Annotated in this window: 27 protein-coding genes; 2 read left to right on the top strand and 25 right to left on the bottom strand. The window is 73.4% G+C overall.

The features are described from left to right. Window positions 1–44 precede the first annotated feature (44 nt). The 7 genes from priA to hisD are packed head-to-tail and all read right to left on the bottom strand — an operon-like array spanning window position 45 to window position 5,012. Window positions 45–770, bottom strand: a complete 726-nt coding sequence (gene priA / locus ACLQ24_RS06195; RefSeq protein ID WP_425889514.1) for a bifunctional 1-(5-phosphoribosyl)-5-((5-phosphoribosylamino)methylideneamino)imidazole-4-carboxamide isomerase/phosphoribosylanthranilate isomerase PriA — start codon at window positions 768–770, stop codon at window positions 45–47. A gap of 14 nt (window positions 771–784) precedes the next feature. After that, entirely contained in the window at window positions 785–1,108 is a 324-nt protein-coding gene (locus tag ACLQ24_RS06190) for a hypothetical protein (RefSeq protein WP_425889573.1), read from the bottom strand. 39 nt (window positions 1,109–1,147) lie between these two features. Further along, complete coding sequence (gene hisH, locus ACLQ24_RS06185) at window positions 1,148–1,783, bottom strand: imidazole glycerol phosphate synthase subunit HisH (RefSeq protein ID WP_425889512.1); 636 nt, start codon at window positions 1,781–1,783, stop codon at window positions 1,148–1,150. Further along, window positions 1,780–1,953, bottom strand: coding sequence for a hypothetical protein (locus ACLQ24_RS06180; RefSeq protein ID WP_425889510.1), 174 nt, complete (start codon window positions 1,951–1,953; stop codon window positions 1,780–1,782). The genes hisH and ACLQ24_RS06180 overlap by 4 nt, the downstream gene beginning before the upstream one ends. A 58-nt stretch (window positions 1,954–2,011) precedes the next feature. Further along, window positions 2,012–2,623, bottom strand: a complete 612-nt coding sequence (gene hisB, locus ACLQ24_RS06175; RefSeq protein ID WP_425889508.1) for an imidazoleglycerol-phosphate dehydratase HisB — start codon at window positions 2,621–2,623, stop codon at window positions 2,012–2,014. Then, a complete protein-coding gene (locus tag ACLQ24_RS06170) occupies window positions 2,620–3,693 on the bottom strand; it encodes a histidinol-phosphate transaminase (RefSeq protein WP_425889506.1) in 1,074 nt (357 codons plus the stop codon). Before ACLQ24_RS06170 ends, hisB begins: the two co-directional genes overlap by 4 nt. After that, a complete protein-coding gene (hisD, locus tag ACLQ24_RS06165; RefSeq protein WP_425889503.1) occupies window positions 3,690–5,012 on the bottom strand; it encodes a histidinol dehydrogenase in 1,323 nt (440 codons plus the stop codon). The genes ACLQ24_RS06170 and hisD overlap by 4 nt, the downstream gene beginning before the upstream one ends. Window positions 5,013–5,118: 106 nt before the next feature. Between hisD and ACLQ24_RS06160 the strand changes: the two genes are divergently transcribed. Further along, window positions 5,119–5,823: an LON peptidase substrate-binding domain-containing protein gene (locus tag ACLQ24_RS06160; protein ID WP_425889502.1), complete on the top strand. Its 705-nt coding sequence runs from the start codon at window positions 5,119–5,121 to the stop codon at window positions 5,821–5,823. On the opposite strand, the gene ACLQ24_RS06155 is transcribed toward ACLQ24_RS06160, so the two are convergent. Continuing rightward, complete coding sequence (locus ACLQ24_RS06155; protein WP_425889501.1) at window positions 5,738–6,532, bottom strand: DUF2567 domain-containing protein; 795 nt, start codon at window positions 6,530–6,532, stop codon at window positions 5,738–5,740. The genes ACLQ24_RS06160 and ACLQ24_RS06155 overlap by 86 nt on opposite strands. Here ACLQ24_RS06155 and ACLQ24_RS06150 point away from each other — a divergent pair. Then, window positions 6,522–6,887 carry a hypothetical protein gene (locus ACLQ24_RS06150; RefSeq protein WP_425889500.1) on the top strand — a complete coding sequence of 122 codons (366 nt, stop codon included), beginning with the start codon at window positions 6,522–6,524 and terminating at the stop codon, window positions 6,885–6,887. The two genes, ACLQ24_RS06155 and ACLQ24_RS06150, sit on opposite strands and share 11 nt — an antisense overlap. A gap of 49 nt (window positions 6,888–6,936) precedes the next feature. Here the strand turns inward: ACLQ24_RS06150 and ACLQ24_RS06145 are convergent, their stop codons facing one another. The 17 genes from ACLQ24_RS06145 to ACLQ24_RS06065 form a co-directional block, all read right to left on the bottom strand. Then, window positions 6,937–8,733, bottom strand: a complete 1,797-nt coding sequence (locus ACLQ24_RS06145) for an AAA family ATPase (RefSeq protein WP_425889499.1) — start codon at window positions 8,731–8,733, stop codon at window positions 6,937–6,939. A gap of 74 nt (window positions 8,734–8,807) precedes the next feature. Then, window positions 8,808–9,836, bottom strand: a complete 1,029-nt coding sequence (locus tag ACLQ24_RS06140; RefSeq protein WP_425889498.1) for a hypothetical protein — start codon at window positions 9,834–9,836, stop codon at window positions 8,808–8,810. Window positions 9,837–9,878: 42 nt separating this feature from the next. Further along, window positions 9,879–10,823, bottom strand: coding sequence for an RluA family pseudouridine synthase (locus ACLQ24_RS06135; protein WP_425889496.1), 945 nt, complete (start codon window positions 10,821–10,823; stop codon window positions 9,879–9,881). Continuing rightward, on the bottom strand, window positions 10,820–11,434 hold the full coding sequence (lspA, locus tag ACLQ24_RS06130; protein WP_425889494.1) for a signal peptidase II: 615 nt from the start codon (window positions 11,432–11,434) through the stop codon (window positions 10,820–10,822). Before lspA ends, ACLQ24_RS06135 begins: the two co-directional genes overlap by 4 nt. 65 nt (window positions 11,435–11,499) lie before the next feature. Further along, window positions 11,500–11,919 (bottom strand): TraR/DksA family transcriptional regulator, encoded by a 420-nt coding sequence (locus ACLQ24_RS06125; RefSeq protein WP_007463005.1) that lies wholly within the window; start codon window positions 11,917–11,919, stop codon window positions 11,500–11,502. A gap of 224 nt (window positions 11,920–12,143) precedes the next feature. Then, complete coding sequence (locus tag ACLQ24_RS06120) at window positions 12,144–13,643, bottom strand: potassium/proton antiporter (RefSeq protein WP_425889492.1); 1,500 nt, start codon at window positions 13,641–13,643, stop codon at window positions 12,144–12,146. A gap of 22 nt (window positions 13,644–13,665) precedes the next feature. Continuing rightward, window positions 13,666–13,977 carry a DUF167 domain-containing protein gene (locus ACLQ24_RS06115; protein WP_425889571.1) on the bottom strand — a complete coding sequence of 104 codons (312 nt, stop codon included), beginning with the start codon at window positions 13,975–13,977 and terminating at the stop codon, window positions 13,666–13,668. Window position 13,978: 1 nt separating this feature from the next. Then, window positions 13,979–14,746 carry a hypothetical protein gene (locus ACLQ24_RS06110; protein WP_425889490.1) on the bottom strand — a complete coding sequence of 256 codons (768 nt, stop codon included), beginning with the start codon at window positions 14,744–14,746 and terminating at the stop codon, window positions 13,979–13,981. Window positions 14,747–14,826: 80 nt separating this feature from the next. Further along, window positions 14,827–15,630 (bottom strand): DivIVA domain-containing protein, encoded by an 804-nt coding sequence (locus ACLQ24_RS06105; RefSeq protein ID WP_425889488.1) that lies wholly within the window; start codon window positions 15,628–15,630, stop codon window positions 14,827–14,829. A 44-nt stretch (window positions 15,631–15,674) separates the two neighbouring features. Further along, on the bottom strand, window positions 15,675–15,980 hold the full coding sequence (locus tag ACLQ24_RS06100; RefSeq protein ID WP_425889486.1) for a YggT family protein: 306 nt from the start codon (window positions 15,978–15,980) through the stop codon (window positions 15,675–15,677). A 30-nt stretch (window positions 15,981–16,010) separates the two neighbouring features. Beyond that, window positions 16,011–16,706: a cell division protein SepF gene (locus tag ACLQ24_RS06095; protein WP_425889485.1), complete on the bottom strand. Its 696-nt coding sequence runs from the start codon at window positions 16,704–16,706 to the stop codon at window positions 16,011–16,013. A 188-nt stretch (window positions 16,707–16,894) separates the two neighbouring features. Continuing rightward, entirely contained in the window at window positions 16,895–17,638 is a 744-nt protein-coding gene (locus tag ACLQ24_RS06090) for a YggS family pyridoxal phosphate-dependent enzyme (protein ID WP_425889484.1), read from the bottom strand. 9 nt (window positions 17,639–17,647) lie between these two features. Further along, on the bottom strand, window positions 17,648–18,763 hold the full coding sequence (gene ftsZ, locus ACLQ24_RS06085) for a cell division protein FtsZ (RefSeq protein ID WP_425889483.1): 1,116 nt from the start codon (window positions 18,761–18,763) through the stop codon (window positions 17,648–17,650). Between the two features lie 247 nt (window positions 18,764–19,010). Further along, window positions 19,011–19,829, bottom strand: coding sequence for a cell division protein FtsQ/DivIB (locus ACLQ24_RS06080; RefSeq protein WP_425889482.1), 819 nt, complete (start codon window positions 19,827–19,829; stop codon window positions 19,011–19,013). Continuing rightward, window positions 19,826–21,391, bottom strand: coding sequence for a UDP-N-acetylmuramate--L-alanine ligase (gene murC, locus ACLQ24_RS06075; protein ID WP_425889481.1), 1,566 nt, complete (start codon window positions 21,389–21,391; stop codon window positions 19,826–19,828). Before murC ends, ACLQ24_RS06080 begins: the two co-directional genes overlap by 4 nt. Continuing rightward, window positions 21,388–22,494 carry an undecaprenyldiphospho-muramoylpentapeptide beta-N-acetylglucosaminyltransferase gene (murG, locus tag ACLQ24_RS06070; protein WP_425889480.1) on the bottom strand — a complete coding sequence of 369 codons (1,107 nt, stop codon included), beginning with the start codon at window positions 22,492–22,494 and terminating at the stop codon, window positions 21,388–21,390. The genes murC and murG overlap by 4 nt, the downstream gene beginning before the upstream one ends. Further along, window positions 22,494–23,906 carry an FtsW/RodA/SpoVE family cell cycle protein gene (locus ACLQ24_RS06065; RefSeq protein ID WP_425889569.1) on the bottom strand — a complete coding sequence of 471 codons (1,413 nt, stop codon included), beginning with the start codon at window positions 23,904–23,906 and terminating at the stop codon, window positions 22,494–22,496. The genes murG and ACLQ24_RS06065 overlap by 1 nt, the downstream gene beginning before the upstream one ends. Window positions 23,907–23,977 lie beyond the last annotated feature (71 nt).

The raw sequence follows: 23,977 nt of genomic DNA, 5'->3' as shown, positions 1-23,977 counted from the left end.
GTAGCTCTGCTCCCACGGCCCTCCCGACCCCAGCCGGGTGACCGTCACGCCTCGGCCAGGGTGCGCAGCGCCTCGGCCACCGTGAACGCGCCCGCGTACAGCGCCTTGCCGGCGATCACGCCCTCCACGCCCAGCGGCTCCAGCGTGGCCAGCGCCCGCAGGTCGTCCAGCGTGGACACACCGCCGGAGGCGATCACCGGCCGGTCGGTCCGCGCGCACACGTTACGCAGCAGGTCCAGGTTCGGCCCGCGCATGGTGCCGTCCTTGGTGATGTCGGTGACCACGTACCGCGTGGCGCCCGCCTTGTCCAGGCGCTCCAGCACCTCGTACAGGTCACCGCCGTCGCGGGTCCACCCCCGCGCGGACAGCGTCTGACCCCGGACGTCCAGCCCGATGGCGACCCGGTCGCCGTACTCCCCGACCACCCGGTCGCACCACTCCGGGTCTTCCAGGGCGGCGGTGCCGATGTTCACCCGGGTCGCCCCGGTGCCCAGCGCGGCGCGCAGCGACTCATCGTCGCGAATGCCACCGGAGAGCTCGACCTGCACGTCCATCTGGCGCACCACCTCGGCGAGCAGGTGCGCGTTGCTGCCCCGACCGAACGCCGCGTCCAGGTCGACCAGGTGGATCCACTCGGCGCCGTCGCGCTGCCATGCCAGCGCCGCGTCCAGCGGGTCGCCGTAGACGCTCTCGCTGCCGGCGGCGCCCTGCACGAGCCGGACGGCCCGGCCGTCGGCGACGTCCACGGCGGGCAAAAGGGTGAGGCTCAACGTCTTCTCCTCGATCAGGTACGGCGGTCCAGGACGATCACCACGATCGCCGGCAGTACGAGCAGCAACAGCACGATCAACGCGACACGGAGCGCCAGGTCGTCGACGAACGTCCAGATCAGGATCATCGCCGCGCCGGTGAGCAGCACGATCGCCGCGCGCTCACCCCGAGTGTGCCGGGCCAGCCGGCCCGCACGGCCCCGCCGGACCTGCGGCGTCAACCGGCGCAGAACCGCGCGGCGGCGCTGGCGCCGTGCCACCCAGCGCTGCCGGACCGCCCGCTCCCGCGCCAGCTCCGCCGCACGTTCCGCCCGCCGGCGCGCCCGCTCGCGACTCACCGCGACGCCCACCGGTCGGACGGCGAGGGGCGTCGACGCTCAGCCACCGGCGGGCAGGGTGGCGAGCCAGTTACGCAGCAACACGGCACCGGTGTCTGCGGACTTCTCCGGGTGGAACTGCGCCGCCGACAGCGGCCCGCGCTCCACCGCCGCCACGAAGTCCGTGTCGTGGTGGGCCGTGGTCACCAGCGCGCCCGCGCCCGCCAGCGCCGCCGGGTCACCCATCGCGTACGAGTGCACGAAGTAGAACCGGCTCTCGGCCGGCAACCCGGCGAACAGCACCGACCCTCGGGGCGCGCGGACCGTGTTCCAGCCCATGTGCGGCAGGCGGTGCGCGGCCAACCGGGTCACCCCGCCGGGCAGCAGCCCGAGGCCCTTCGTCACCACCCCGTGCTCCTCGCCGTGCTCGAACAGCACCTGCATGCCCACACAGATGCCGAGCACCGGCCGACCCGCGGCCACCCGCTCCGCGATGACCGGACCCGCGCCCAGCGCGTCGATACCCGCCATGCAGGCGGCGTACGCGCCCACGCCCGGCACCACCAGACCATCGGCGGCGGCCGCCACGGCCAGGTCGTCGGTCACCCGGACGGTCGCGCCGGCCGCGGCCATCGCCCGCTCCGCCGAGCGCAAGTTGCCCGAGCCGTAGTCGAGCACCACCACGTCGGCGGTCACGACCCCGACCCCGGAATCAGCCGGAGCACCCCGGCCGCCGTGGCGAGCAGCGCCAGCAGCCCGGTGACCACGACGGCGCCACGCGGAGCGCCCTGTCGGTGCAGCGACCACGCCCCACCCACCAGCACCCCGGCCAGGATCAGCAGCAACGTCGGCAACGCGGCGCTCATCAGAGCCACCTTCCATTCGCGACTGCGGGGCTCCGCTGCGCTACACTCCTCGCGCTCATCAGAGCGCGCCCTTCGTGCTCGGAATCGCGCCCGCCGCCCGCGGGTCGATCGCGGTGGCCTCGCGCAGGGCCCGCGAAACCGCCTTGAACTGGGCCTCCACCACGTGGTGCGCGTCCGGGTTCCCACCGGGGCGCGCCGCCCGCAGCACGTCGACGTGCAGCGTGACCCGGGCCGCCTGGCCGAACGACTCCCAGATGTGCCGAGTCATGCTGGTCGGGTAGACCGGCCCGATGTACGGCGCGAGGACCGGCTCGTCGTGCACCACGTACGGCCGGCCGGACAGGTCCACCGCGGCCCGGACCAGCACCTCGTCCATCGGGACGGTCGCCGACCCGTACCGCCGGATGCCGGCCTTGTCGCCCAGCGCCTGGTCGAACGCAGCGCCCAGCGCGAGGGCCGTGTCCTCCATCGTGTGGTGCGCGTCGATCTCCAGGTCGCCCACCGTGCGTACGGTCAGGTCGTAGCCGCCGTGCCGGGCGATCTGGTTCAGCATGTGGTCGTAGAAGCCCACGCCGGTGCTGATCTCGGCCGTGCCGGTGCCGTCGAGGTCGATCTCGACGAGGACCTTGGTCTCCTTGGTGATCCGCTCCACCCGGGCGGTCCGGCTCATCGCAGGGTCTCCATTGCAGCTAGGAAGGCGTCGGTCTCGGCGGGCGTGCCGGCGGTCACCCGTAGCCAGCCGGGTAGGCCGACGTCACGGACCAGTACCCCCTGCTCCAGCAGGGCACGCCAGACGGCGGCCTGGTCGCCGCCTACCTCGAACAGCACGAAGTTGGCGTCACTGTCGGCCACCCGCAGACCGCGACCGCGCAGCGTCGCCACGATCCGGTCCCGCTGCGCCATGACCGCGGCCACCGTACCGAGCAGGGCGTCGCGGTGGGCCAGCGCCGCGCGGGCGGCGGCCTGGGTCAGCGCGGACAGGTGGTAGGGCAGCCGGACGAGCTGCACCGCCCGCACCACCGCCGCGTCGGCGGCCAGGTAGCCGAGCCGGCCGCCGGCGAAGCCGAACGCCTTGCTCATCGTGCGGGTCACCACGAGCCGCGGGTGGCCGGGCAGCACCGCGAGGGCGCTGACCGTGCCGGACCGGGCGAACTCGGCGTACGCCTCGTCGACGACCACCATGCCGGGCGCGACGTCGAGCACGGCGGCGACGACCGCCGGATCCAGAGCGGTGCCGGTCGGGTTGTTCGGTGAGCAGAGGAAGACCACGTCGGGCTGGTGCTCGCGGACCTGGGCGACCGCCTCGTCGGCCGTCAGCCCGAAGTCGACGCCGCGCCGCGCCGGCACCCACCGGGTGCCGGTGCCGAGGGACAGCAGCGGATGCATCGAGTACGCCGGAACGAAGCCCAGCGCGCTGCGCCCCGGCCCCCCGAACGCCTGGAGAAGCTGCTGCTGGATCTCGTTGGAGCCGTTCGCCGCCCACACCTGCTCGACGGTGAGGCCGTGCCCGAGATAGCCGGCCAGGTCGGCGCGCAGCGCCACCGCGTCCCGGTCCGGGTAGCGGTTCAGGTCGCGCAACTCGGCCGCGAGCGCCTTGCCGATCGCCTCGACGACCGGCTCCGGCACCGGGTAGGAGTTCTCGTTGGTGTTGAGTCGCACGGCCACGTCGAGCTGCGGCGCCCCGTACGGCGTCAGCCCCCGCAGGTCGTCGCGGATCGGCAGGTCGTCAAGATCGCTCACGCCGATCCTCCCGGGAAGCGGGCCTGCACGGCCTGTCCGTGCGCCGGCAGGTCCTCCACGTTCGCCAGGGTGACGACGTGCGGCGCCACGTCACGCAGCGCGGCCTCGGTGTACTCGATGAGGTGCACCCCGCGCAGGAACGACTGCACCGACAGCCCGGACGAGTGCCGGGCGCAGCCGCCGGTGGGCAGCACGTGGTTGGAGCCGGCGCAGTAGTCACCGAGCGACACCGGGGACCAGGCCCCCACGAAGATCGCCCCGGCGTTGCGCACCCGCAGCGCCCACTGGCGGGCGTCGACCGTCTGGATCTCCAGGTGCTCGGCCGCGTACGCGTCGACGACCCGCAGCCCCGCCTCCAGGTCGTCGACCAGGACCACGCCGCTCTGCTCGCCGGTCAGCGCCGTCGTCACCCGCTCGGCGTGCTTGGTGGCCGGCACCTGCCAGGCCAGCTCCGCCTCGACCGCCTCGACGAGCGCCACCGACGGGGTGACCAGCACGCTCGCCGCGAGCGGATCGTGCTCGGCCTGACTGATCAGGTCGGCGGCGACGTGCGCCGGGTCGGCGCTGTCGTCGGCCAGGATGGCGATCTCCGTCGGGCCGGCCTCGGCGTCGATGCCGACCACACCGCGCAGCAGCCGCTTGGCGGCCGTCACCCAGATGTTGCCCGGGCCGGTGACCAGGTCGACGGGCTCGCAGCGCAGCTCACCACCCGGGTCGACGGCAGACCCGTACGCCAGCATCGCGACCGCCTGCGCACCGCCGACCGCGTACACCTCGTCGACGCCGAGCAGCGCGCACGCCGCGAGTACGCGGGGGTCGGGCAGGCCGCCGTTGTCCTTCTGCGGCGGGCTGACCACCACCAGCGAGCGCACACCGGCCGCCTGGGCCGGCACCACGTTCATCACCACCGTCGACGGGTACATGGCCAGGCCGCCGGGGACGTAGAGGCCGACCCGGTCGACGGGCAGCCACCGCTCGGTGACCGTGCCGCCGGGCACCACCTGGGTGACGTGGTCGGTGCGCCGCTGGTCGGCGTGCACCTTGCGGGCCCGGCTGATCGACTCCAGCAGCGCCGCACGCACCGCCGGGTCGAGCACCCCCTCGGCCTCGGTGATCGCCTCGACGGGCACCCGCAGCACCTCCGGCGAGATGCCGTCGAACCGTTCACTTGCCTCCCGGATCGCCGGGTACCCATGCTCACGGACCGCCTCGACGAGCGGCTTGATCCGCTCGACGGCCACCGACACGTCGAGCTGGGCACGGGGCAGCAGACGGCGCGGGTCGCCGAGACCGTCGCGCAGGTCGATCCGATTCAGCACTCTTGCGAGTCTAGGCGGCCCGCCCGTCGCCCACCCCAGCCGCCCGCACGGCGGGACGGTGAGCCGGGCCACGCCGTCGCGGACGCGATTGGTTAGGCTCGACGGCGTGACCGCACGGCTGCCGGTGTTCCCGCTCGCAACGGTGCTCTTTCCCGGGTTGGTGCTGCCACTGCACGTCTTCGAGGAGCGTTACCGCGCCCTGGTGCGCCACCTGGTCGACCTGCCCGAGGGCGCGCCGCGCGAGTTCGGCGTGGTGGCCATCCAGGCCGGCTGGGAGGTCGCTCCCAGCGGGCCCGGCGCCCGCGCGGGCAACGGTGTCGGTGACGTCACCCTGCACGAGGTGGGCTGCACCGCCGAGCTGCGCCAGGTCACCGAGCTGGCCGACGGCGGCTTCGACATCGTCACGGTGGGCCGGCGCCGATTCCGGATCGCCGACGTCGACGACGCCTCCACGCCCTACCTGACGGCCGCGGTGGAATGGCTGCCCGAGGCCACCGGGCCGGACGAGGTGGCCGACCTGCTGGCCGCCCGGGTGATCGCCGTGTTCCGGCAGTACCTGGGGCTGATCCGCCCGGACCCGGAGGAGATCTCCGAGCAGCTTCCGGAGGACCCGACGGTGCTGTCGCACCTGGTGGCGGCCACCGCCGCCCTGACCGTCGACGACCGGCAGCGGCTCCTCGCGATCGACGACACCGCCGCCCGGCTACGCGCCGAGCTGCGACTGCTCAACCGCGAGGCGGCTCTGCTGCGCCAGGTGCGGGCGGTTCCGGTGCCGTTGTCGGAGCTGGCGTCCCCGCCGACACCCAACTGAATGCCGCCGGGTCGGGCTCCGGACGCAGCGACGGCCAGCGCGACCAGCCGGCCAGCAGGGTGTACGTGACGGCGGCGCCGAACGCCGGCAGCAGCAGGTTGCCGTGCGGCACGGGCAGCACGTGGAGCAGCCAGTCGACTCCGCCGGCCCGCAGGTCGGCGGGTTTGGTGAAGGCCTGCCCCGCTGGGGCGGTGTCCAAGAGCCGATCGAAGGTCGCCAGCCCGACCCGACGTCCCACCTGCCAGGCCACCGGGGCGGCGGCCAGCGTGCCCAGCACCGCGCCGAGCAGCCCGACGGGACCGCGCTGCCGGCGCAGCACGAACCACAGGACCAGCGCCGCGAGCACGCCGAACGCCAGCCCGAGCAGGCTGAACCAACCGTCCGCGGCGATCGGCTGCTCCGGCTGGGGCTCGGCGTAGATTGCGCCCTCGGCGACCTTGAGCACCGGGGTGTCCGGCGCGAGCGCCGCCCAAAGCAGCCCGAGCGGCGCGCCCAGCACGGCCAGGGCGAGCGCGACGCCGAGCACCGTCGACACCGTGCGCAGCGGCCGTCGCGGCTCTTCGAAGGTCAGCTCCACCCCACTCGGGTACGCCGCCGCGGCGTGACTTCCGTCGGGGTCGGACCCGAGCGGCGGCCCGGCCGGTGCGCTCGACACGGGCGACACGGCGGACTCGGAGTGCCCGGCCGACCAGCTCGGCGTGGGCGGCATCACCGACTCGTCCGGAGCCGGCGGCATCGCCGACCCACTCGGCGCCGGCGGCATCGCCGACCCGCCGGGAGCCGGCGGCATCGCCGACCCACTCGGCGTCGGCGGCATGGCCGACTCGCCGGGAGCCGGCGGCATCGCCGACCCGCTCGGCGTCGGCGGCATGGCCGACTCGCCGGGAGCCGGCGGCATCGCCGACTCGCTCGGCGTCGGCGGCATGGCCGACTCGCCGGGAGCCGGCGGCATCGCCGACTCGCTCGGCGTCGGCGGCGCGGCCGACGCCCGGGATGGCGCGGGCCGGTCGTCGAGGGTGTCGGCGTGCCGCTCAGGGTCGGGGTTGTCCGGGCTCACCCGATGATCCTCTCAGGCCCCGCGACCGACCGGGGCGCCGGTGGCGGCGAACCAGCTCACCGGGCGAACGGCTCCGCCATGGCCGCGGCGGCGCGCAGCCACGCCTGGCGGGTCTCCGGCTGAAGCTGGTGGTACTCGATCGACGAGCCGGTCTCCAACGCCGGGTCGTACGGCACCACGGCCACCGCGCGGGTCCGCGTGGCGAAGTGCCGTTCCAGGTCGTCCTGCAGGGGCGAGCGGCCGGGGGTCGGGCAGGAGATGAGGGTGACCGCGTTGTCGGCCAGCTCGCCCATCCCCTCCTCGTGCAGCAGGTCGAGCATCCAGTCGGCGCTGAACGCCGCGTCCTCGCGGGGGACGGTGGTCACCACCAGTTGGTCGGCGGCGTGCATCACGGTGCGCCAGTTGGCGCTCTCCACGTTGTTGCCGGTGTCCACGCAGATCATGTCGTGGGTACGCCGCAGCAGTTCGAGCACCCGCTTGACGGTGAACTGGTCGAGCCGCTGGGCGAAGCGCGGGCTCTCCTCGCCGGCCAGCACGTCGTACGAGCCGTCGGAGGCGTGCCGCAGGTAGTCGTCCAGCCGCTCCAGCAGGGTCGCGCCCTCCAGGATCTCGATCTGGGCGAGATCGCTGATCAGGTGCCGGATGGTGCGGGCATGCCGGGCGCTGCCGGCGCGCAGCCCGAGGGTGCCACGCAGCTCGTTGTCGTCCCAGGCCAGTACGCCCCGCCCCCGCACGCTGCCGATGGTGGCAGCGGCGAGCACTGTGGCGGTGGTCTTGTGCACCCCGCCCTTGGGGTTGGCGAACGCGAACACCCGAGGTGTGCCCAGGTCGCGGCGGAGCACGCCGGTGGCACGCTCCAACTCCTGGTCGACGCCCTGTGGACGCCACTCGATCCGGGCCGGGTAGCCGCGCTCGGCGAGGGCCGAGCCCGGGGACGTGGTGACCGGCGGGGCAGGTGGCGGCACGACCGCCGTCGGCACGACCGGTGGCGGCACGACCGGCGGTGGCACGACCGGCGGTGGCGCGACCGGTGGCGCGACCGGTGGCGCGACCGGTGGCGGCGCGACCGCGGGGGCCCGCGATGTCACCGGCGGCGCGGAGGCCGGATAGCCGGTCTTCGGCTGGTAACCGGTCTCCAGCAGCGCGTACCGGGACTCCCCGGCGGGGTTGCCGTGCCGGTAGCTGTTGTCCAGGATGGCGTACCGCGACTCCGGCTCGGCGCGGTGCGGCGGCTCGGGCTCGGCCGGGTAACCCGGGTCGGCGCGGTAGGTGGGCTCGGCACGGTAACCGGGCTCGGCGCGGTACGTCGGCTCGGCGCGGTAGTCCGGCTCGGGCTGGTACGCCGGCTCCGAGCGGTACACGGGCTCGGCACGGTAGTCCGGCTCGGGCTGGTACGCCGGCTCCGAGCGGTACGCGGGCTCGGACCGGTACACGGGCTCGGCGCGGTAGTCCGGCTCGGACCGGTACGCCGGCTCGGCGCGGTAGTCCGGCTCCGAGCGGTACGCCGGCTCGGCGCGATAGTCCGGCTCAGCGCGGTACGCCGGCTCGGCACGGTAGACGGGGTCGACCCGGTACGTCCCCTCGGCCCGGTAGCCGAGCTCCTGGCCGTACGACAGATCGGCCGGATGCCCGATGGCCGACGCGCGCCCCGCGTAGCCGTTGGGGGCCGCGCGTCGCGGCAGTGGGTCCGGGGACGCCTCGTCGGCCCGGCGCTCGGGCTCGGGTTCGGGCTGCTCCGCTGCCCGACCGCCCAGCCGGGCACGGTCGAGCAACGCCCGCCACCTCGGCGCTGGTTCGGCCGGCCGGCCCCAGCCGGTCTCGCTGCCCTCCACGGCCCGCCCTCCCAGCGCCATCGATCTCTGCCTGACAGGCTACGAACCAAACCCTATTCGGACCACACCTGGGGACGCACGCCACCCGGCGTAGATCACGACGGGGAGGGTGCCACCAGGCCGGCTTCGGGCGCGTCCGGGGAGGTGGCGACAGTTGGCGGGGCAGGCGCGGTGGTCTCCGCCGGAGGCGGCCCGGGTGACGCAATCGTCACGAGCGGTGCGGGTTCCGACGATTCGCCCATCTGCACCGGCGGCCTCGGTGTGCTCGACGTCGACCCTCCGCTCGCGCGCGGCGTCGGCGTCGGACTCGGCCCGGTGTCGGCCGGCGGGCGGACCACGTCGCTCTGCTCGGGCAGTGGCGGCGTGAAGACCGTACGGTCGAGTCGGTACACCTCGGGCGCCGGATCGACGGCCCGCACGTCCGGACGGGAGGCCACCCGTCGCAACACCTCCGGCGCCGCGCGCACCACCGCCGCGTAGACACAGGCGCACCCGGCGCGGTACGCCTGTGCCTCGGCGCTCGCCACGTCGGCGTCGACGACGTACCGCTCACGTAGCTCGCGCTCGGCGACGCCGTCGCCGCGCACCGCGGCGGCCCGCGCCCGGTAGTCGGCGGCCTCGCCGTCCTTGCGCGCAGCCACCCGCTCCATCTGCGCGACCACGTCGTCGGGCACCCGCAGGGCGGGCATCCGGACGATCTCGGTCTGCCGACCGGGCAGCGGCACCCGCCCGAAGACCGTCGAGACCGGGACGTCGCCGAGCACCATCGCCAGTCGCTGCGGCGGCAGGTACGCGTCGAGCGTCACCAGCGCGTACGTCCCGTCCCCGGTGACCGGCACGGTCGGGCCCAGTGCGGCCAGGTCAGCCGCCGCGGAGCTCAGGTAGCCCGGGACGGAGTCGCCGTCGGCCACCCCCACGCGGGTCACCTCGCCCACCGTCGGGTCGCCCACCGGAGCGTCGTCGACAGTCCAGAAGGCCGTGCCCAGCACCGCCGCCGCGGAGAGCACGGCGACCCAGGTGAGCACCCCGGACCGCGTCGGACGATCACCGAGACGGGCCACCGCCCGGGTCAGCGGCGGCAACAGCCGTTGGTCCAGCTGCCGCAGCAGGTTGCCGGCGCGCACGGGCGGGATCCCCTCGTCGGATCGATGTCGGGTGGTCGCCGCTCAGTCACGCAGGATCTCAAGCGCACGTTCCAGATCGTCAGGGTAGTCGCTGACGAACCGGACCTCGTCCCCCGAACGGGGATGCAAAAAGCTCAGTTCGCGGGCGTGCAGCCACTGACGGGACAGTCCGAGACGGGCCGAGAGGGTGGGGTCGGCACCGTACGTGAGGTCGCCCACGCAGGGGTGCCGCAAGGTGGAGAAGTGCACCCGGATCTGGTGGGTCCGGCCGGTCTCCAACCGGACGTCGACCAGGCTGGCAGCCGGGAACGCCTCAAGGGTGTCGTAGTGGGTGATGCTCGGCTTGCCGCCGGACACCACGGCCCAGCGGTAGTCGTGGGTGGGGTGCCGGTCGATCGGCGCGTCGACGGTGCCCCGCAGCGGGTCCAGGTGGCCCTGCACCACGGCGTGGTAGCCCTTGTCGACCTCGCGGTACTTGAAGGCCCGCTTCAACGCCGTGTACGCCTGCTCGCTCTTGGCCACCACCATGATTCCCGTGGTGCCCACGTCGAGGCGGTGCACCACGCCCTGGCGCTCGGCTGCGCCGCTGGTGGAGATGCGGTGGCCGATCGCGGCGAGCGCACCGATCACCGTAGGGCCGGTCCATCCCGGGCTGGGATGCGCGGCGACACCGACCGGCTTGTCCACCACGACGATGTCGTCGTCGGCGTACACGACGCGCAGGCCCGGCACCGCCTGCGGCACGACGGTCGGCGGCGCGACCGGGGCGGGCAGCGTGACCTCCAGCCAGGAGCCGGCCTTGACCTTGTGCGAGTTGGGTCGGGCAGCGCCGTCGACGAGGGCGTCGCCCGCGTCGACGAGGGCGGCCGCGGCGGTCCGGGAGAGACCGAACAGCCGGGACACCGCCTGGTCCAGGCGCATGCCGTCGAGACCGTCGGGTACGGGCAGGGAACGGTGGTCGCCGCCAGCGGCGAACGCGGAGGTCATGCCCGCTCCCGCTGCTCGGCGTCGGCGGTGGCGTCCGCGTCGGCGGTGACGCCGTCACCGCCGGCCCGACGGCCGTCGCGTTGACGACCGGTCAGCTCCAGCAGCACGGCCAGCACCACGCCGCAGACGAGCGAGCTGTCGGCGAGGTTGAACACCGGGAAGTACTCGCCGTACGGCCCGAAGACGCTGATCATGTCGACCACGTGGCCGTGGAAGGGGCCGGGCGCCCGGAAGATCCGGTCCGTGAGGTTGCCCAGCGCGCCGCCGAGCACCAGACCGAGCGAGATCGCCCACGGCAGCGAGCGCAGCCGCAGCGCCATCCAGACGATCCAGCCGACCACACCGATGGTGATCAGCGGGAACACCCAGGTGTAGTCGGCCCCGATGCTCCACGCGGCGCCGCTGTTGCGGGTCAGGCTCAGGTAGATCAGCCCGCCGAGTATCCGGACCGGCTCGCGGTCGGTGAGGCCGGCCAGCGCGAGGTGCTTGGTCACCAGGTCGGCCAGCAGGGCCACTAGGGCCACTCCGGCGAGGATCGCGACAGCCCGGGGACGGGCCTTGCCGCCGTCCGGGTCGGTGCGGCCGGGTTCGGCGGGCGGTGCTGCGGTCATGCGCTCCCCATCGAGGTGTCTCGGCGGTGATCGCTCACCGTCTCATCGCAGACGGGGACCGGGCTTCAGCGCCGCTCCTCCAACTGCTTGCACGTCACACACAGGGTGGCCGACGGGAAGGCGGCGAGGCGCTCGACCGGGATCGGGTTGCCGCACCGCTCGCACCAGCCGTAACCACCCTCGTCGAGGCGCTCCAGGGCGCGCTCGACCTGCGTGATCCGTTCCAGGATGCTGTTGGCGAGAGAGATCTCCTGCTCCCGCTCGAACGTCTTGGTGCCGGTGTCGGCCTGGTCGTCCCCGGCCGAGTCCGTCAACCGATCGCGCTGCAGCTCGGTGATCTCGCTCAGCGTCTGATCGTACTCGGCGCGAAGCTCGTCCCGCCGCGCCGCCAGCGCCGCCCGGATCTTCTCGGTCTCCGCCGCGCTGCGGGTGGCCTTGGCCACCGGCTTGCGGCCGGCGGTCCTGGTGTCGGCTGGCTTCGCCATGGGTCGCTCCCTCGGCCGGGGAGCCGCGCGGTCGCGGCACCTGGTCAGGGGGCACCGACCAAGGCGTCCCCTGAGTACGAAAAGGGGCGCACGGCGACAATGGCCGCGCACTCCGGAGGTTGGCAAGAATACGGAACGTACAGGCGTCCCACAACGTGGCGCACCGTCGCACCGCTCAACCGCCCCTAGCTCTGCCTAACTGGGGCAAAGGGAACGCTAGCAGATCAACCGACCGCTTCATCTCCGTACTCGCCAAACCATCGGGCCAGCCGACCCCGTCGGCTGACCGCCCGCAGCCGCCGTTCGGCGGCGTCGCGCACCCCACCGGTGGCAACGATCAGCAGGCTGTCGCCGGTCTTCAGCCGGGTGTCCGGGCCGGGCACGAAACCCACCCCGTCGCGCAGCACCAGGGTCACCGAGGCGCCCAGCGGCAACCGCAACTCGTCGACGTGTACGCCGGCCAGCCGGGAGCCCGGAGGCACCTCGAGTTGCAGCAGGTCGGCGCGCATCCGCTCGAGCGGGGCGGTCTCCACGTGGATCTCGGTGGCCTCGGCCGGCGCGGTGGTCCCCAGCCGACGGGCCAGCGGACCGAGCGTGCCGGTCTGCACCAGCGTGAAGATCACCACCAGCACGAACACCGCGTCGAAGAGGCGTTCCGCGCCCGGCACCCGTTCCGAGAGCGGGATGGTGGCCAGCACGATCGGCACCGCCCCCCGCAGCCCGGCCCAGGACAGGAACGCCTGCTCCCGCAGGCCGACCCGGAACGGCAACGCCGAGACGGCGACCGACAGCGGTCGGGCCAGCAGCACCAGCGCCAGACCGGCGACCACCGCCGGCAACACCGCCGCGTCCAACCGACCCGGCGAGACCAGCAACCCGAGCAGGACGAACAGCCCGATCTGCGCGAGCCACGCCAGCCCGTCGGCGAAGCCGAGGATCGCCTGCCGGTGCGGCAGACGGGCGTTGCCCAGCAGCACCCCGGCCACGTAGACGGCGAGGAAGCCCGAGGCGTGCAGCACGGCGCCGGCGGCGTACGCCAGGACGGTGATCCCCACCGACGCGATCGGGTACAGCCCGGCCGACGGCAGCGCGGCCCGGCGTAGCGCCCAGGTGCCGGCGAGGCCCGCACCCACGCCCACCGCCGCGCCGACGCCCAGCTCGTAACAGACCAGCGCGACCTCGTACCACCACGGATGCGACAGGCTCGGGTGCGACAGCAGCACCACCAGCAGCACGACCGGGGCGTCGTTCATGCCCGACTCGGCCTCGAGTGTGGCCACCAGCCGGGGCGGCAACCGCAGCCGCCGCAGGGTGGCGAACACCGCCGCCGCGTCGGTGGAGGAGAGCACCGCGCCGTAGAGCAGCGCCAACCGCCAGTCCAGACCCAGCAACAGGTGTACGGCGACGCCGACCACGACGATGCTGACGACCACACCGATCGTGGAGAGCGCGGACGCCAGCCCGAGCACCGGACGCAGCGTGCTCCACCGGGCGGTGAGGCCACCCTCGGCGATGATCACGATCAGCGCGCAGAAGCCGAGGGTCCGGGTCAGCTCGACGTCGTCGAAGCGGATGCCCAGCCCGGCCTCGCCGATGGCCACGCCGAGCGCCAGGTAGACCAGCAGGCTGGGCACCCCGAGGCGGCTCGAGAGCCGGACCGCACCGACTGCCACCAACAGCACTGCCGCGCTGAGCAGCAGCGCGATGTCCAGCCCGGGCGTCACGGTTGCCGGACCCGGGCGGTCCTCACCCCGCGGCTCCGTCGCGCAGTCGGCGCAGCACGGCGGACAGCTCGGGGGCGGGCCGGTCGACGAGGAAGAGCTTGTCCCGGTTGGCCGCGCCGGTGCGCAGCGACACCGTCGCCGGTCGGACGCCCAGCGCGGCGGCGAGGGCGCGACGGGCCGCCTCGGTCGCCTGACCGTCGACCGCCCGCGCGTGGACGGCGATCACCAGGGCGGGACCGTGCGGGCCGTCGAAGCGACCGCCGACGGCATCCCGGGAGGCGCCCGGCTTCACCCGTACGGCCACGGTGAGGGCGTCCTGCGGGGGCACCGGCAGCTCAGATCGGCCGGGCGTCGGTGAGCAGGGCGGTGGCCGGCGCGCACGTCGCGCAGGGCGTGAAGCCGAGCTCGACGGCCTCGGCGACCGGAAGCGTCTCGGGAATCCGGCCGATCAGGTGCGCGCACGCGGCCAGGTGGTATCGGGGTCGCCCGTCCACCACCTCGACGGGGTCGGGCAGCCGGGCGACACGGGCCGCCTCGGCGGGGGTGATCGGTTGTTCCGCGGGCTCGTCGGCCGACGGGTCGGCGGCAGCGGCGTCGGCCCGGTACGCCTCGTCGGCACGGGCCACGAACGGCCACGCCGGACTGACCGGCGAGGAGCCTGATCGGCCGTCTGCCGGGGTCACGATCGGCGCGTCGGGCTCGTACGGCGAGGCCGCGTCGTACGGCGGGGTCACCTCGTGGAGCGAGGCGGGGTCGGGGTCGAACGGCGGCTCGGGTGGTTGCCGCCACCCGGTGCCGCCGTTACCGACCGTCGAAGGTACGTGCTGGACCGGCACATCCGGCTCGGCCAGCGGTGGACCGTACGCGGCACCCGGCTCGGCCTGGCTGGCCGTGCGGAATGTCGCGCGCTCTCGTGGGCCGACCCGATCGGGGTCCGCCGCAGCGCGGTTGGCGGCTGCCTGGCGGGCGCCCACCACCAACGCCACGGCGGCCAGCAGACTGGCCGCGATGGAGATGGTCAACAGAATGCTGGAACCGCCGGCAAGACCGAACACCAGCAGCACCACAGCGACGAGGATGAGCAGGAGACTCGCGACTATCACGGCTCACCCCCGCCGCGTCGTACCGTCCAGGCGGGGCCGGCGACCGTCACCATCTGCGGAGAACGATCGCCGGCCGGTGCTCAGCGTCCGGCTTCGAGGGCGCCGGAGCGCCCGCCGCCGTACGAGCCGGCGAGGCCCGCCGCGGCCAACCCGTTGCCGCCGGCGACCCGGCCTGCCTCGGATCGGGTCATCTCGGCTTCGAGGCCCTGGCCACGACCGTCGAGGTCCCGCAGCTGGCTCTCCAGGTACGCCTTGAGCCGGGTGCGGTACTCGCGCTCGAACTGCTTGAGCTCCTCGATGTGCTTCTGCAGGGCCGTGCGCTTGGCGTCCAGGCCGCCCATGGCCTCCTGGTGCCGCTGGCGGGCGTCCCGCTCCAGGGCGTCGGCCTTCGCGCGCGCCTCACGGGTCACCTCCTCGGCCTTGCTCCGCGCCTCGGACAGCAGGCTGTCGGCCTCGCGGCGCGCGTCGGACACGTGGTCGTCGGCGGTGCGCTGGGCCATCATCAGCACCCGCAGCGCCTGCTGCTCACCGTCACCGGTGACGCCGGCCGGGCCGCCGGCCGCGCGGACCTGCTCCAGCTCGGCCTGCATGGCGCGGGCGGCCTGCTCGGCAGCGGACTTGTCGCGCTGGACCCGGTCGAGCTGGGCCTTGACGTCGTTGAGCTCCGCCGCCAGTCGGGCGTCGCCGCCGGGGCCGGCGGGGGCACCGCCACGGCCGCCGCGCTCCACCTGGGCACGCAGTTCGTTGTTCTCCTCGATGAGACGGGCGAGCTCGCGCTCGACCTCGTCCAGGAAGGCGTCGACCTCCTCCTCGTCATACCCCCGCTTGCCGATCGGCGGCTTTTTGAAGGCGACGTTGTGAACGTCGGCCGGGGTCAGCGGCATCGAAACTCCTCGGGTCAGTTGCGGCCGCGAAAGCGCGTCGGTCATCAGGCTGTTGCCACGATCGACGGCTCTAACACGAACTCCATCAGCACGAACAGGATAACCAGGAGCACAAGGGAGGCCAGGTCGATGCTCACGGTACCAATTCGCAGCGGAGGGATCACACGCCTCAACGCGTTGAGAGGGGGATCAGTGACGCTCCACACGGATTCCAGTCCTGCCGCCGCTCCGCGCCCCGGCTGCCACCGGCGGCCGTACTGCAGGACGGCGCTCAACACGAACCGGGACAGAAGAAGAAGCAGGAAGACATAAAGGATCAGGTACCACACTTGCAGTAAGATCGACAACACGGTCAGCGACGTCCCTCGGGTCGGGCGGGGTCAACTCAGACTGAAAAAACCGCCCTCAGCGATCTTGGCCTTGTCCTCAGCGGTGACCTGGACATTGGCCGGTGAGAGCAGGAACACCCGATTGGTCACGCGCTCGATCGTACCGCGCAGCCCGAACGCCAGACCGGCCGCGAAGTCAACCAGACGTCGGGCGTCGGCCTCGTCCATCTCGGTGAGGTTGATGATCACCGGCACACCGTCGCGGAAGTGCTCCCCGATGGTGCGCGCCTCCCGATATGTGGTCGGGTGCAGCGTGGTGATCTGGTAGCGCTGCTCCTCCTCGGGCACGACCACACGCTCCCGCGTCACGGCCTGCGGCGCGAGGGCCAGGTTGTCCCGCGTGTGGTAGGTCAGCGCGCCCGACGTCTCGCTGGCCGAGGACCGCGTGATCGACCGTACGCTCGACCGCTCGGCCCGCTCCGGACGCTCGGTGTCACCACGGTCGGACTCGGTGGCCCGACCGGTCGACCGCTCGGAGAGTCGGCCCCGCTCACTCGCGCGCGCCCGGGGAGCCGGCGGCTCCTCGGTGTCGTCGTCGTCCTCGTCGGCGAACTCCTCGGCGTACCGGCTCTGCCGGTAGCGCGAGTCACGGTAACCACCCTTGTCGTAGTCACCGTCGTCGTAGGCCCGCTCGTCGTCTTCCTCGACGAGACCGAGCCAGACCCCCGCCTTGCGCAGTGCACCCATCCCGCGCCCTCCCGTCCGCCGTGCGGCACTCGCCCCCGTGCCGTGTCGCCCGTCGCGAGTGGACAACCTGCCCATCGGACCGGAACCGCAATCCCCTGACACGCGATTCGCGTCGCGTGTCACGACCCCCACAAGGATCCGCCGCCCCTGAAACAACACTGATGTAATTTGCCTGTCTCGCGGTCAGGCTACCGCAGCGTGGGACGCATTCCGAGCAACGCGCTACCGACGCGGACATGTGTCGCGCCGTAGCGGATCGCGATTTCCAGGTCGCCGCTCATGCCCGCCGACAGCGCTGTCGCTCCCGGATGGACCGACCGAAACGCCTCCGCGATCTCGGCCAGCCGGGCGAAGGCCCGCTCCGGTGGCCAGCCCAGCGGCGCGACCGCCATGAGGCCCGCCAGCCGCAGCGTCGTGGCCTCGGCGACCGCCGCGGCGACCGCGTCCAGGCCAGACTCCGGATCGACGGACCCGGGCAGGGCGCCGCCCCGCGCCGGATCGCCGTCGATGCTCACCTGCACCAGGGCGTCCAGCGACCGCTCCCGCTGCGCCGCCGCGCCGTCCAGGGCCCGGGCCAGCCGTACGCTGTCCACCGAGTGCACGACGTCGGCGTAGCGGACCACCGACCGGGCCTTGTTGCGCTGCAACTGCCCGATGAAGTGCCACCGTGGACGCACCCCGGCGGCGGCCACCTCGGCCGACTTGCCGGCGGCCTCCTGGTCGCGGTTCTCCCCCATGTCGGTCACTCCGAGCCCGGCCAACGCCACCACGTCGCCGGCCGGGTACGTCTTGGTCACCGCGATCATCGTGACGTCGCCGGGGTCCCGGCCCGACTGGGCGCAGGCGTCGGCGATCCGGGCCCGTACCGTCGCCAGACCGGCCGCGAGTTCGGCGCGCCGGTCCGGTCGTACCGGGGCTGAGCTGTCGGTCATCGGCGGCGCTCAGGAGCCGTTCTTGAGAAAGTCGGGCACGTCCACGTCGTCGAAGAGCACCCGACGCGGCGACTGCGCCGGGGCCGGCAGGGTGGCCGGCGGCGGCGCCGGGGTGGTCTGCGGCGCCGGCTGGTTGGTGTTGGTCTTGCGGGTCGGCTCGGCCGCCTTGTAGGCGGGCGTGCCGCCGTCGAAGCCCGCCGCGATGACCGTCACCCGCACCTCGTCACCGAGCGCGTCGTCGATGACCGCGCCGAAGATGATGTTGGCGTCCGGGTGGGCCGCGTCGGTGACCAACTGCGCCGCGTCGTTGATCTCGAACAGGCCCAGGTCGGAGCCACCGGCGATGGAGAGCAGCACGCCGCGCGCGCCGTCCATGCTCTGCTCCAGCAGTGGGCTGGAGATGGCCGCCTCGGCCGCCTCGACCGCGCGGTTCTCGCCGCGGGCGCTGCCGATACCCATCAACGCGCTGCCCGCGCCACTCATCACGCTCTTGACGTCGGCGAAGTCCAGGTTGATCAGACCCGGGGTCGTGATCAGGTCGGTGATGCCCTGCACACCGGAGAGCAGCACCTGGTCGGCGGTGCGGAACGCGTCCATCATGCTGATGTTGCGGTCGCCGAGCGCCAGCAGCCGGTCGTTCGGGATGACGATCAGGGTGTCGCACTGGTTGCGCAGTTCGTCTATCCCGGACTCGGCCTGCACCTGGCGGCGCTTGCCCTCGAAGGAGAACGGCCGGGTCACCACGCCGATGGTCAGCGCGCCGAGCTTGCGGGCGATGTTCGCCACGACGGGCGCGCCGCCGGTGCCGGTGCCGCCGCCCTCGCCGCAGGTCACGAAGACCATGTCGGCGCCCTTGAGCACCTCCTCGATCTCGTCGCGGTGGTCCTCGGCGGCGTTCTTGCCCACATCGGGGTTGGCGCCCGCGCCCAGCCCGCGGGTCAGCTCGCGGCCGACGTCGAGCTTGACGTCGGCGTCACTCATCAGCAGCGCCTGGGCATCGGTGTTGATCGCGATGAACTCGACGCCCTTGAGCCCAACCTCGATCATCCGGTTGACGGCGTTGACGCCGCCGCCCCCGATGCCGACGACCTTGATGACCGCCAGGTAGTTGTGCGGAGGTGTCATCTCCGGTCCTTTCCCTTCGAGATTGGCTTCGACCGACCGGGTACGGCGTGGCCAGCCCAGCGGCCGACAACAGCTGCCACCAGCGAGGATCAGAGGTGAACCCTCACCCTCTACTAGAGGCTTACAGTTATGTCAACCACTGATCCTCTTCGGGGCAACGTAAGCGCCGCCGCGCCAGGAGCCAAGGACCCGACCGGCGTGTCGCCGGCCGGAGCGCGACTCGTCACGTCCGCAGGCCGCTCACCGGTCAGCGGAAGGTCACCACGTCCGGCGCGCTCACGTCGATCCGCTCGCTGTCCTCGCCGAGCAGCGCGGTGGCCACCCGGGCCTTGTCCGTACCCCGCGTGGCGTCGCCCCAGACCACCGTGCGGTTCCCCCGCAGCTTCAGGCTGATGCGGGCCAGACCCTCCACGCTCACGTCCACCAGCTCGGCGCGCAACTGTGGGGTCAGCGCGCCGAGCACCTCCAGCGCGGCCCGCGTGTCCGGGTCGTCGGCGGCGGGCCGGACCACCCGCACCAGCGGCAGCCCGGCCGGGCGGCGGGCCACCGTCTGGAACGCCAGGCCGCTGCGGTCGATCAGGGCGAACGCGTCCGCCTGCGGCACCACCGCCACCGCCGTCCGCTCGGTCACCCGGACCACCAGCGTGCCCGGCCAGTCCCGCGACACCGTGGCCCGCTCCACCGGCGCCAACCCACCGACCCGACGCGCGGCGGCGGCCAGGTCGACCCGCGCCAGCGGTACCCCGTCGGCCACCCCCACCGCGTCGCGTACCTGCACGTCGGTGACCAGCCTGGCACCCTCCACACGGACCGCGCGGACCCCGAACAGCCCGGTGCCGAGCACCGTCCAGGCGATCAGCCCGAGCAGCGCGAGCACCCCGGCGGCCACCGCCCACGGCAACGCCGCCCGCATCCGGCGCTGCCGGGCACGGGCCATGAACCGGCGGGTCGACGCCGGCACCGCGTCGCTGCCGGCGCGGACCAACTGCCAACGCCGGCCCGGACCACGCCGCGGTCCGCCGCCGTCGGAGGCGTTGGTCCGCCCGCGGGCGGGGCCGGGGCTCATCCGGCCGTGGGCGCCGCGCCGTCCGGTGCGGCGGCGCCGCCGAGGGCCGCCCCGTCGCCACCGGCCGTGGATCCGCCGGGCACCGGCTGGCCGATCGCCGGCGTCGTCGCCACCGGGTCGACGGTCGCGGTCGGCGCGGCGTCGGCGGTACCCGCCCCCAGGGCGGCCAGCAGTTCGTCGCCCATCAGCGAGATCGGCGGCGCTCCCATGGTCACCACGACGTCGCCCGAGCGGGCCCGACGGACCACCTCGCCCGGCGCGGCCTCCCAGGAGTCGACGAACACCTTACGGTCGGCGGGCAGGTCCACCGCCGCGATCAGCGCCGCCGAGCCCTCGCCGGGCTGACGCAGCTCGCCCGGCCCGAAGACCTCCAGCAGCACCACCTCGTCGGCGATGGCCAGCGCCTCGGCGATCTCCGCCTGGTTGTCGCGGGTGCGGTACAGCCGGTACGGCTGGAAGACGACGATCAGCCGGCCGTCCCCGGCCACCTCGCGCAGCGTCTGCAACGCCAGCATGATCGAGGTCGGGTGGTAGGCGTACTCGTCGTAGACCAGCACACCGTCTGCGACGCCCTTGCGCTCGAAGCGCCGCCGCACGCCGGGGAAGACCGCCAGCGCGGCCTCCGCCGCCTCCAGCGGCAGCTTGAGCAGGTACGCGGTCAGCACCGCCGCCGCGCTGTTGAGCCCCATGTGCCGACCCGGCACCGGAAGCCGGAACTCGCCCAGCGACCGCCCGTCGATCTCGGCCAGGTAGCGCACGCCGCGCGCGGAGGAGACGATCTCGGTCAGCCGCAGGTCGGCGTCGTCCGCCGCGCCGTAGGTGAACACCCGCCGCCCCTCGGCGCGCAGGGTCTCGGCCAGCCGACGACCGCCCGGGTCGTCGGCGCAGGTGATGATGAACCCGTTCGGGTCGGTGAGCCGCGCGAACTCCGCGAACGCCGCCTCCAGCGTCGCGAGGTCGCCGTAGGTGTTCAGGTGGTCCGGCTCGACGTTCGTGATGACCGAGACGTACGGGCGGTAGATGAGGAACGAGCGGTCGCTCTCGTCGGCCTCGACCACGAAGTGCTCGCCGGTGCCGTGGTGCGCGCCCGAGCCGACCTCGGAGATCTCCCCGCCGATCACGAAGGACGGGTCCACACCTGCCTGCTGCAGGACCATCGTCACCATCGACGTGGTGGTGGTCTTGCCGTGCGTGCCGGCGACAGCTATCGCCCGGCGGCCGGTCATGGCCGCCGCGAGAGCCTCCGAGCGGTGCAGCACCCGCAGGCCGCGTCGCCGGGCCTCGACCAGTTCCAGGTGGTCGCTCGGGATGGCCGAGGAGTAGACCACGGTGTCCACCCCGTCGAGGTTCGTCGCCTCGTGGCTGAGGTAGATGGTGCCGCCGAGCGCCCGTAGCCCCGCCAGCGAGGGCCACTCGCGCAGGTCGCTGCCGGAGACCCGGATGCCCCGGGTGAGCAGCAGTCGGGCCACGCCGAGCATGCCCACCCCGCCCACGCCGATCAGGTGGACGGCGCCCAGGTCCTCGGCGGTGAGCGTGCCGGCCGGGGTGAACTGCGCGGTCACCGGGCCACCGCCTCGAGGACGAACGAGCGCAGCGCCTCGTCGCCGTCACGCCGCCCGTACGCGGACGCGGCGGCCCCCATCGCGTACAGCCGCTGCGGATCGCGGATCAGCGGGATGACCGCGCGCTCCAGCCAGTCCGGGGTCAGCTCCGCGTCGTCGACGAGCAGACCGCCGCCAGCCTCCACCACGGGCAGGGCGTTGCGCTTCTGCTCCTGGTTGCTGTGCGGGTACGGCACGTAGATCGTCGGCAGGCCGATCGCGGCCACCTCGGCGACGGTCATCGCCCCGCCCCGGGCCAGCATCAGGTCGGCGGCGGCGTAGCCCAGCTCCATCTCGGACAGGTACGGCAGCGTCACGTACGGGACCGGCAGGTCGGTGGGGATCGGCACCGGCTCGTTGCGGGCGCCCATCACGTGCAGCACCTGCACACCGTTGCGGGCCAGCTCCTTGGCCGCGCCGGAGACCGCCAGGTTGATCGAGCGGGCGCCGGACGAGCCACCCGCGACGAAGAGCACCGGCAGGTCCGGACGGAGGCCGAACCGGGCGCGCGCGGCGTTGCGCTGCGCGTACCGGTCCAGCGCGGCGATGCTGCGGCGCAGCGGCACCCCGACCACCGTGGCGTCGCGCAGCGACTCGGCCTGGCTCGGCTGATGCGGGAAGCCGACCGCGATGTTCTTGGTGAACTTCATGCCGAGGCGGTTGGCGACGCCCGGCGGCACGTTCACCTCGTGGATCACCATGGGCAGCTCGCGCCGCCACGCGGCCAGGTAGGCCGGCACCGAGACGTACCCGCCGAAGCCGACGACCACGTCGGCGCGCACCTCGTCGATCACCTTGCCCGCCGCGCGGGCCGCCGTCCACATCCGGCCCGGGGTACGGACCAGGTTCATGTTCACCGACCGGGGCAGCTGGTACGCCGGGATCTGCCGCAGGTCGTAGCCGTGCGGCGGAATCAGCTCGTTCTCCATGCCCTTGGGTGTGCCGAGGCAGGTGATCCGGACGCCCGGGTCGTGTCGGCGCAGGCAGTCGGCGAAGGCGAGCAGCGGGTAGATGTGCCCCCCGGTGCCACCTCCCGCGAGCACCACCGAACGCAGCGGACCCATCAGCGTCTCCTCTCGCTCGCCGTACCCTGGCGGCTCCGGCCCTGCCGGACACCGCGCGGTGCGGCCTGGTCGTCCTCGCGCCGCCCGCGGGACCGGGGCACGGACCCTCGGCCAGCCGGCGGCGTCGCCGGTCGGCGACGCCGGCCGGGAAGCGGCGGCAACGGGGCCCAGAGTAGTCGGACCCACCGGGCCGGCGGACGGGCATGCAGTGCTCTGGCCGCATCGGGTTCGGCGCGGGCGAAGGACGCCAGCATCCCGATCGCCGCCAACGTCACGACCAGGGCACTTCCGCCGTCGGAGATGAACGGCAGCGGCAGGCCGGTGATCGGCAGCAGCCCGACCACCCCACCGACGTTGATCACCGCCTGGCTCACCAGCCAGGTCGTCACCGCGGCGGCCGCGAGCCGCCGGAACGGGTCGTCGACCCGCCGGGCGATGCGCAGACCGGTGTACGCGAGCACCGCGAACAGGCTCAGCACCACCGCGCAGCCGATCACCCCGAGCTCCTCGGCGATGATCGCGAAGATGAAGTCGTTGTGCGCCTCGGGCAGCCAGTCCCACTTGAGGCTGCTCTTGCCGAGGCCGACGCCGAACCAGCCGCCGTGTTCGATGGCCATCCGGCCCTGGTAGAGCTGGAGGCAGCCGTCGAGCTTGCACTCCTGCGGGTCGGGCGGGTCGATGAACGACGTCAGCCGCGCCAGCCGGTAGTTCTCCGAGCCGCGCTCGCCGGAGCCCGCGCCCAGCGAGGCCACGGCGATGAGCAGGCCAACGCCGAGCAGACCGATCACTGTCAACGCGCCGAAGACACGCGCCCGCACCCCGGCGGCCCAGAGCAGGCCGACGACCAGCGCCAGCAGGCAGAGCATGGTGCCCGTGTCGTTGTAGCCCACCAGGACGAAGAGCAGACCCATGACCGGAAACAGCGGAGTGGCCAGCTCCCGCCACCAGCCCAGCGCGGCCCCCTTGCGGGCGATGACGTGCGAGCCCCACAGCACCAGCGCGAACTTGGCCAACTCGGACGGCTGCACCTGGATCCCGCCGATGAACAGCCAGTTCAGCCGCGCCTCGATCGGCCCGAACGCGACCGACTTCTGATGGGTGAGCCGGCCGTAGGCCACCAGCAGGTTGAGCACCAGCAGCAGCGCTACCGAGGTGATCAGCAGCGGCCGGCCCAGGGCGCGGTACGTGCTGGCGGGCAGACGCTGGCACGCCCAGAACGCCCCGATGCCGATCACCGCGAAGATGGCCTGCTTGGTCACCGAGGCGGACGCGTTGCCGTCCTCGGCGTAGTCCTTCACGCTGGTCGCCGAGAAGACCATCGTCAGCCCGATGAGCAGCAGCAGGCCGGCGCTGGACAGCAGCAGGTAGTAGGAGGCCAGCGGCCGGTCCAGCAGGCCACGCAGCGCGGCCAGTCCACCGGCCGCGTCCAGTCCGCGCAGCGACGGCGACGCCGGCGTTTCCGGTGCCACGTCGCGCCTGGCCA

The organism is Micromonospora sp. DT4 (assembly GCF_049841675.1).
Taxonomy (GTDB): domain Bacteria; phylum Actinomycetota; class Actinomycetes; order Mycobacteriales; family Micromonosporaceae; genus Micromonospora.
Note: the sequence above shows the minus strand (reverse complement) of the source record. Positions and strands in the feature narration are given on the sequence as shown.

Coding starts and splice junctions, on each gene's coding strand:
- ACLQ24_RS06155 (WP_425889501.1), bottom strand. CDS start 6,532: ATGCCGCCCACGCCGAGCTGGTCGGCCGGGCACTCCGAGTCCGCCGTG.
- ACLQ24_RS06095 (WP_425889485.1), bottom strand. CDS start 16,706: ATGGGTGCACTGCGCAAGGCGGGGGTCTGGCTCGGTCTCGTCGAGGAA.
- lspA (WP_425889494.1), bottom strand. CDS start 11,434: ATGACCGCAGCACCGCCCGCCGAACCCGGCCGCACCGACCCGGACGGC.
- murG (WP_425889480.1), bottom strand. CDS start 22,494: ATGGGTCCGCTGCGTTCGGTGGTGCTCGCGGGAGGTGGCACCGGGGGG.
- ftsZ (WP_425889483.1), bottom strand. CDS start 18,763: ATGACACCTCCGCACAACTACCTGGCGGTCATCAAGGTCGTCGGCATC.
- ACLQ24_RS06135 (WP_425889496.1), bottom strand. CDS start 10,823: ATGACCTCCGCGTTCGCCGCTGGCGGCGACCACCGTTCCCTGCCCGTA.
- ACLQ24_RS06125 (WP_007463005.1), bottom strand. CDS start 11,919: ATGGCGAAGCCAGCCGACACCAGGACCGCCGGCCGCAAGCCGGTGGCC.
- ACLQ24_RS06145 (WP_425889499.1), bottom strand. CDS start 8,733: ATGGCGCTGGGAGGGCGGGCCGTGGAGGGCAGCGAGACCGGCTGGGGC.
- ACLQ24_RS06080 (WP_425889482.1), bottom strand. CDS start 19,829: ATGAGCCCCGGCCCCGCCCGCGGGCGGACCAACGCCTCCGACGGCGGC.
- ACLQ24_RS06180 (WP_425889510.1), bottom strand. CDS start 1,953: ATGAGCGCCGCGTTGCCGACGTTGCTGCTGATCCTGGCCGGGGTGCTG.
- ACLQ24_RS06090 (WP_425889484.1), bottom strand. CDS start 17,638: ATGACCGACAGCTCAGCCCCGGTACGACCGGACCGGCGCGCCGAACTC.
- ACLQ24_RS06105 (WP_425889488.1), bottom strand. CDS start 15,630: ATGCCGCTGACCCCGGCCGACGTTCACAACGTCGCCTTCAAAAAGCCG.
- hisB (WP_425889508.1), bottom strand. CDS start 2,623: ATGAGCCGGACCGCCCGGGTGGAGCGGATCACCAAGGAGACCAAGGTC.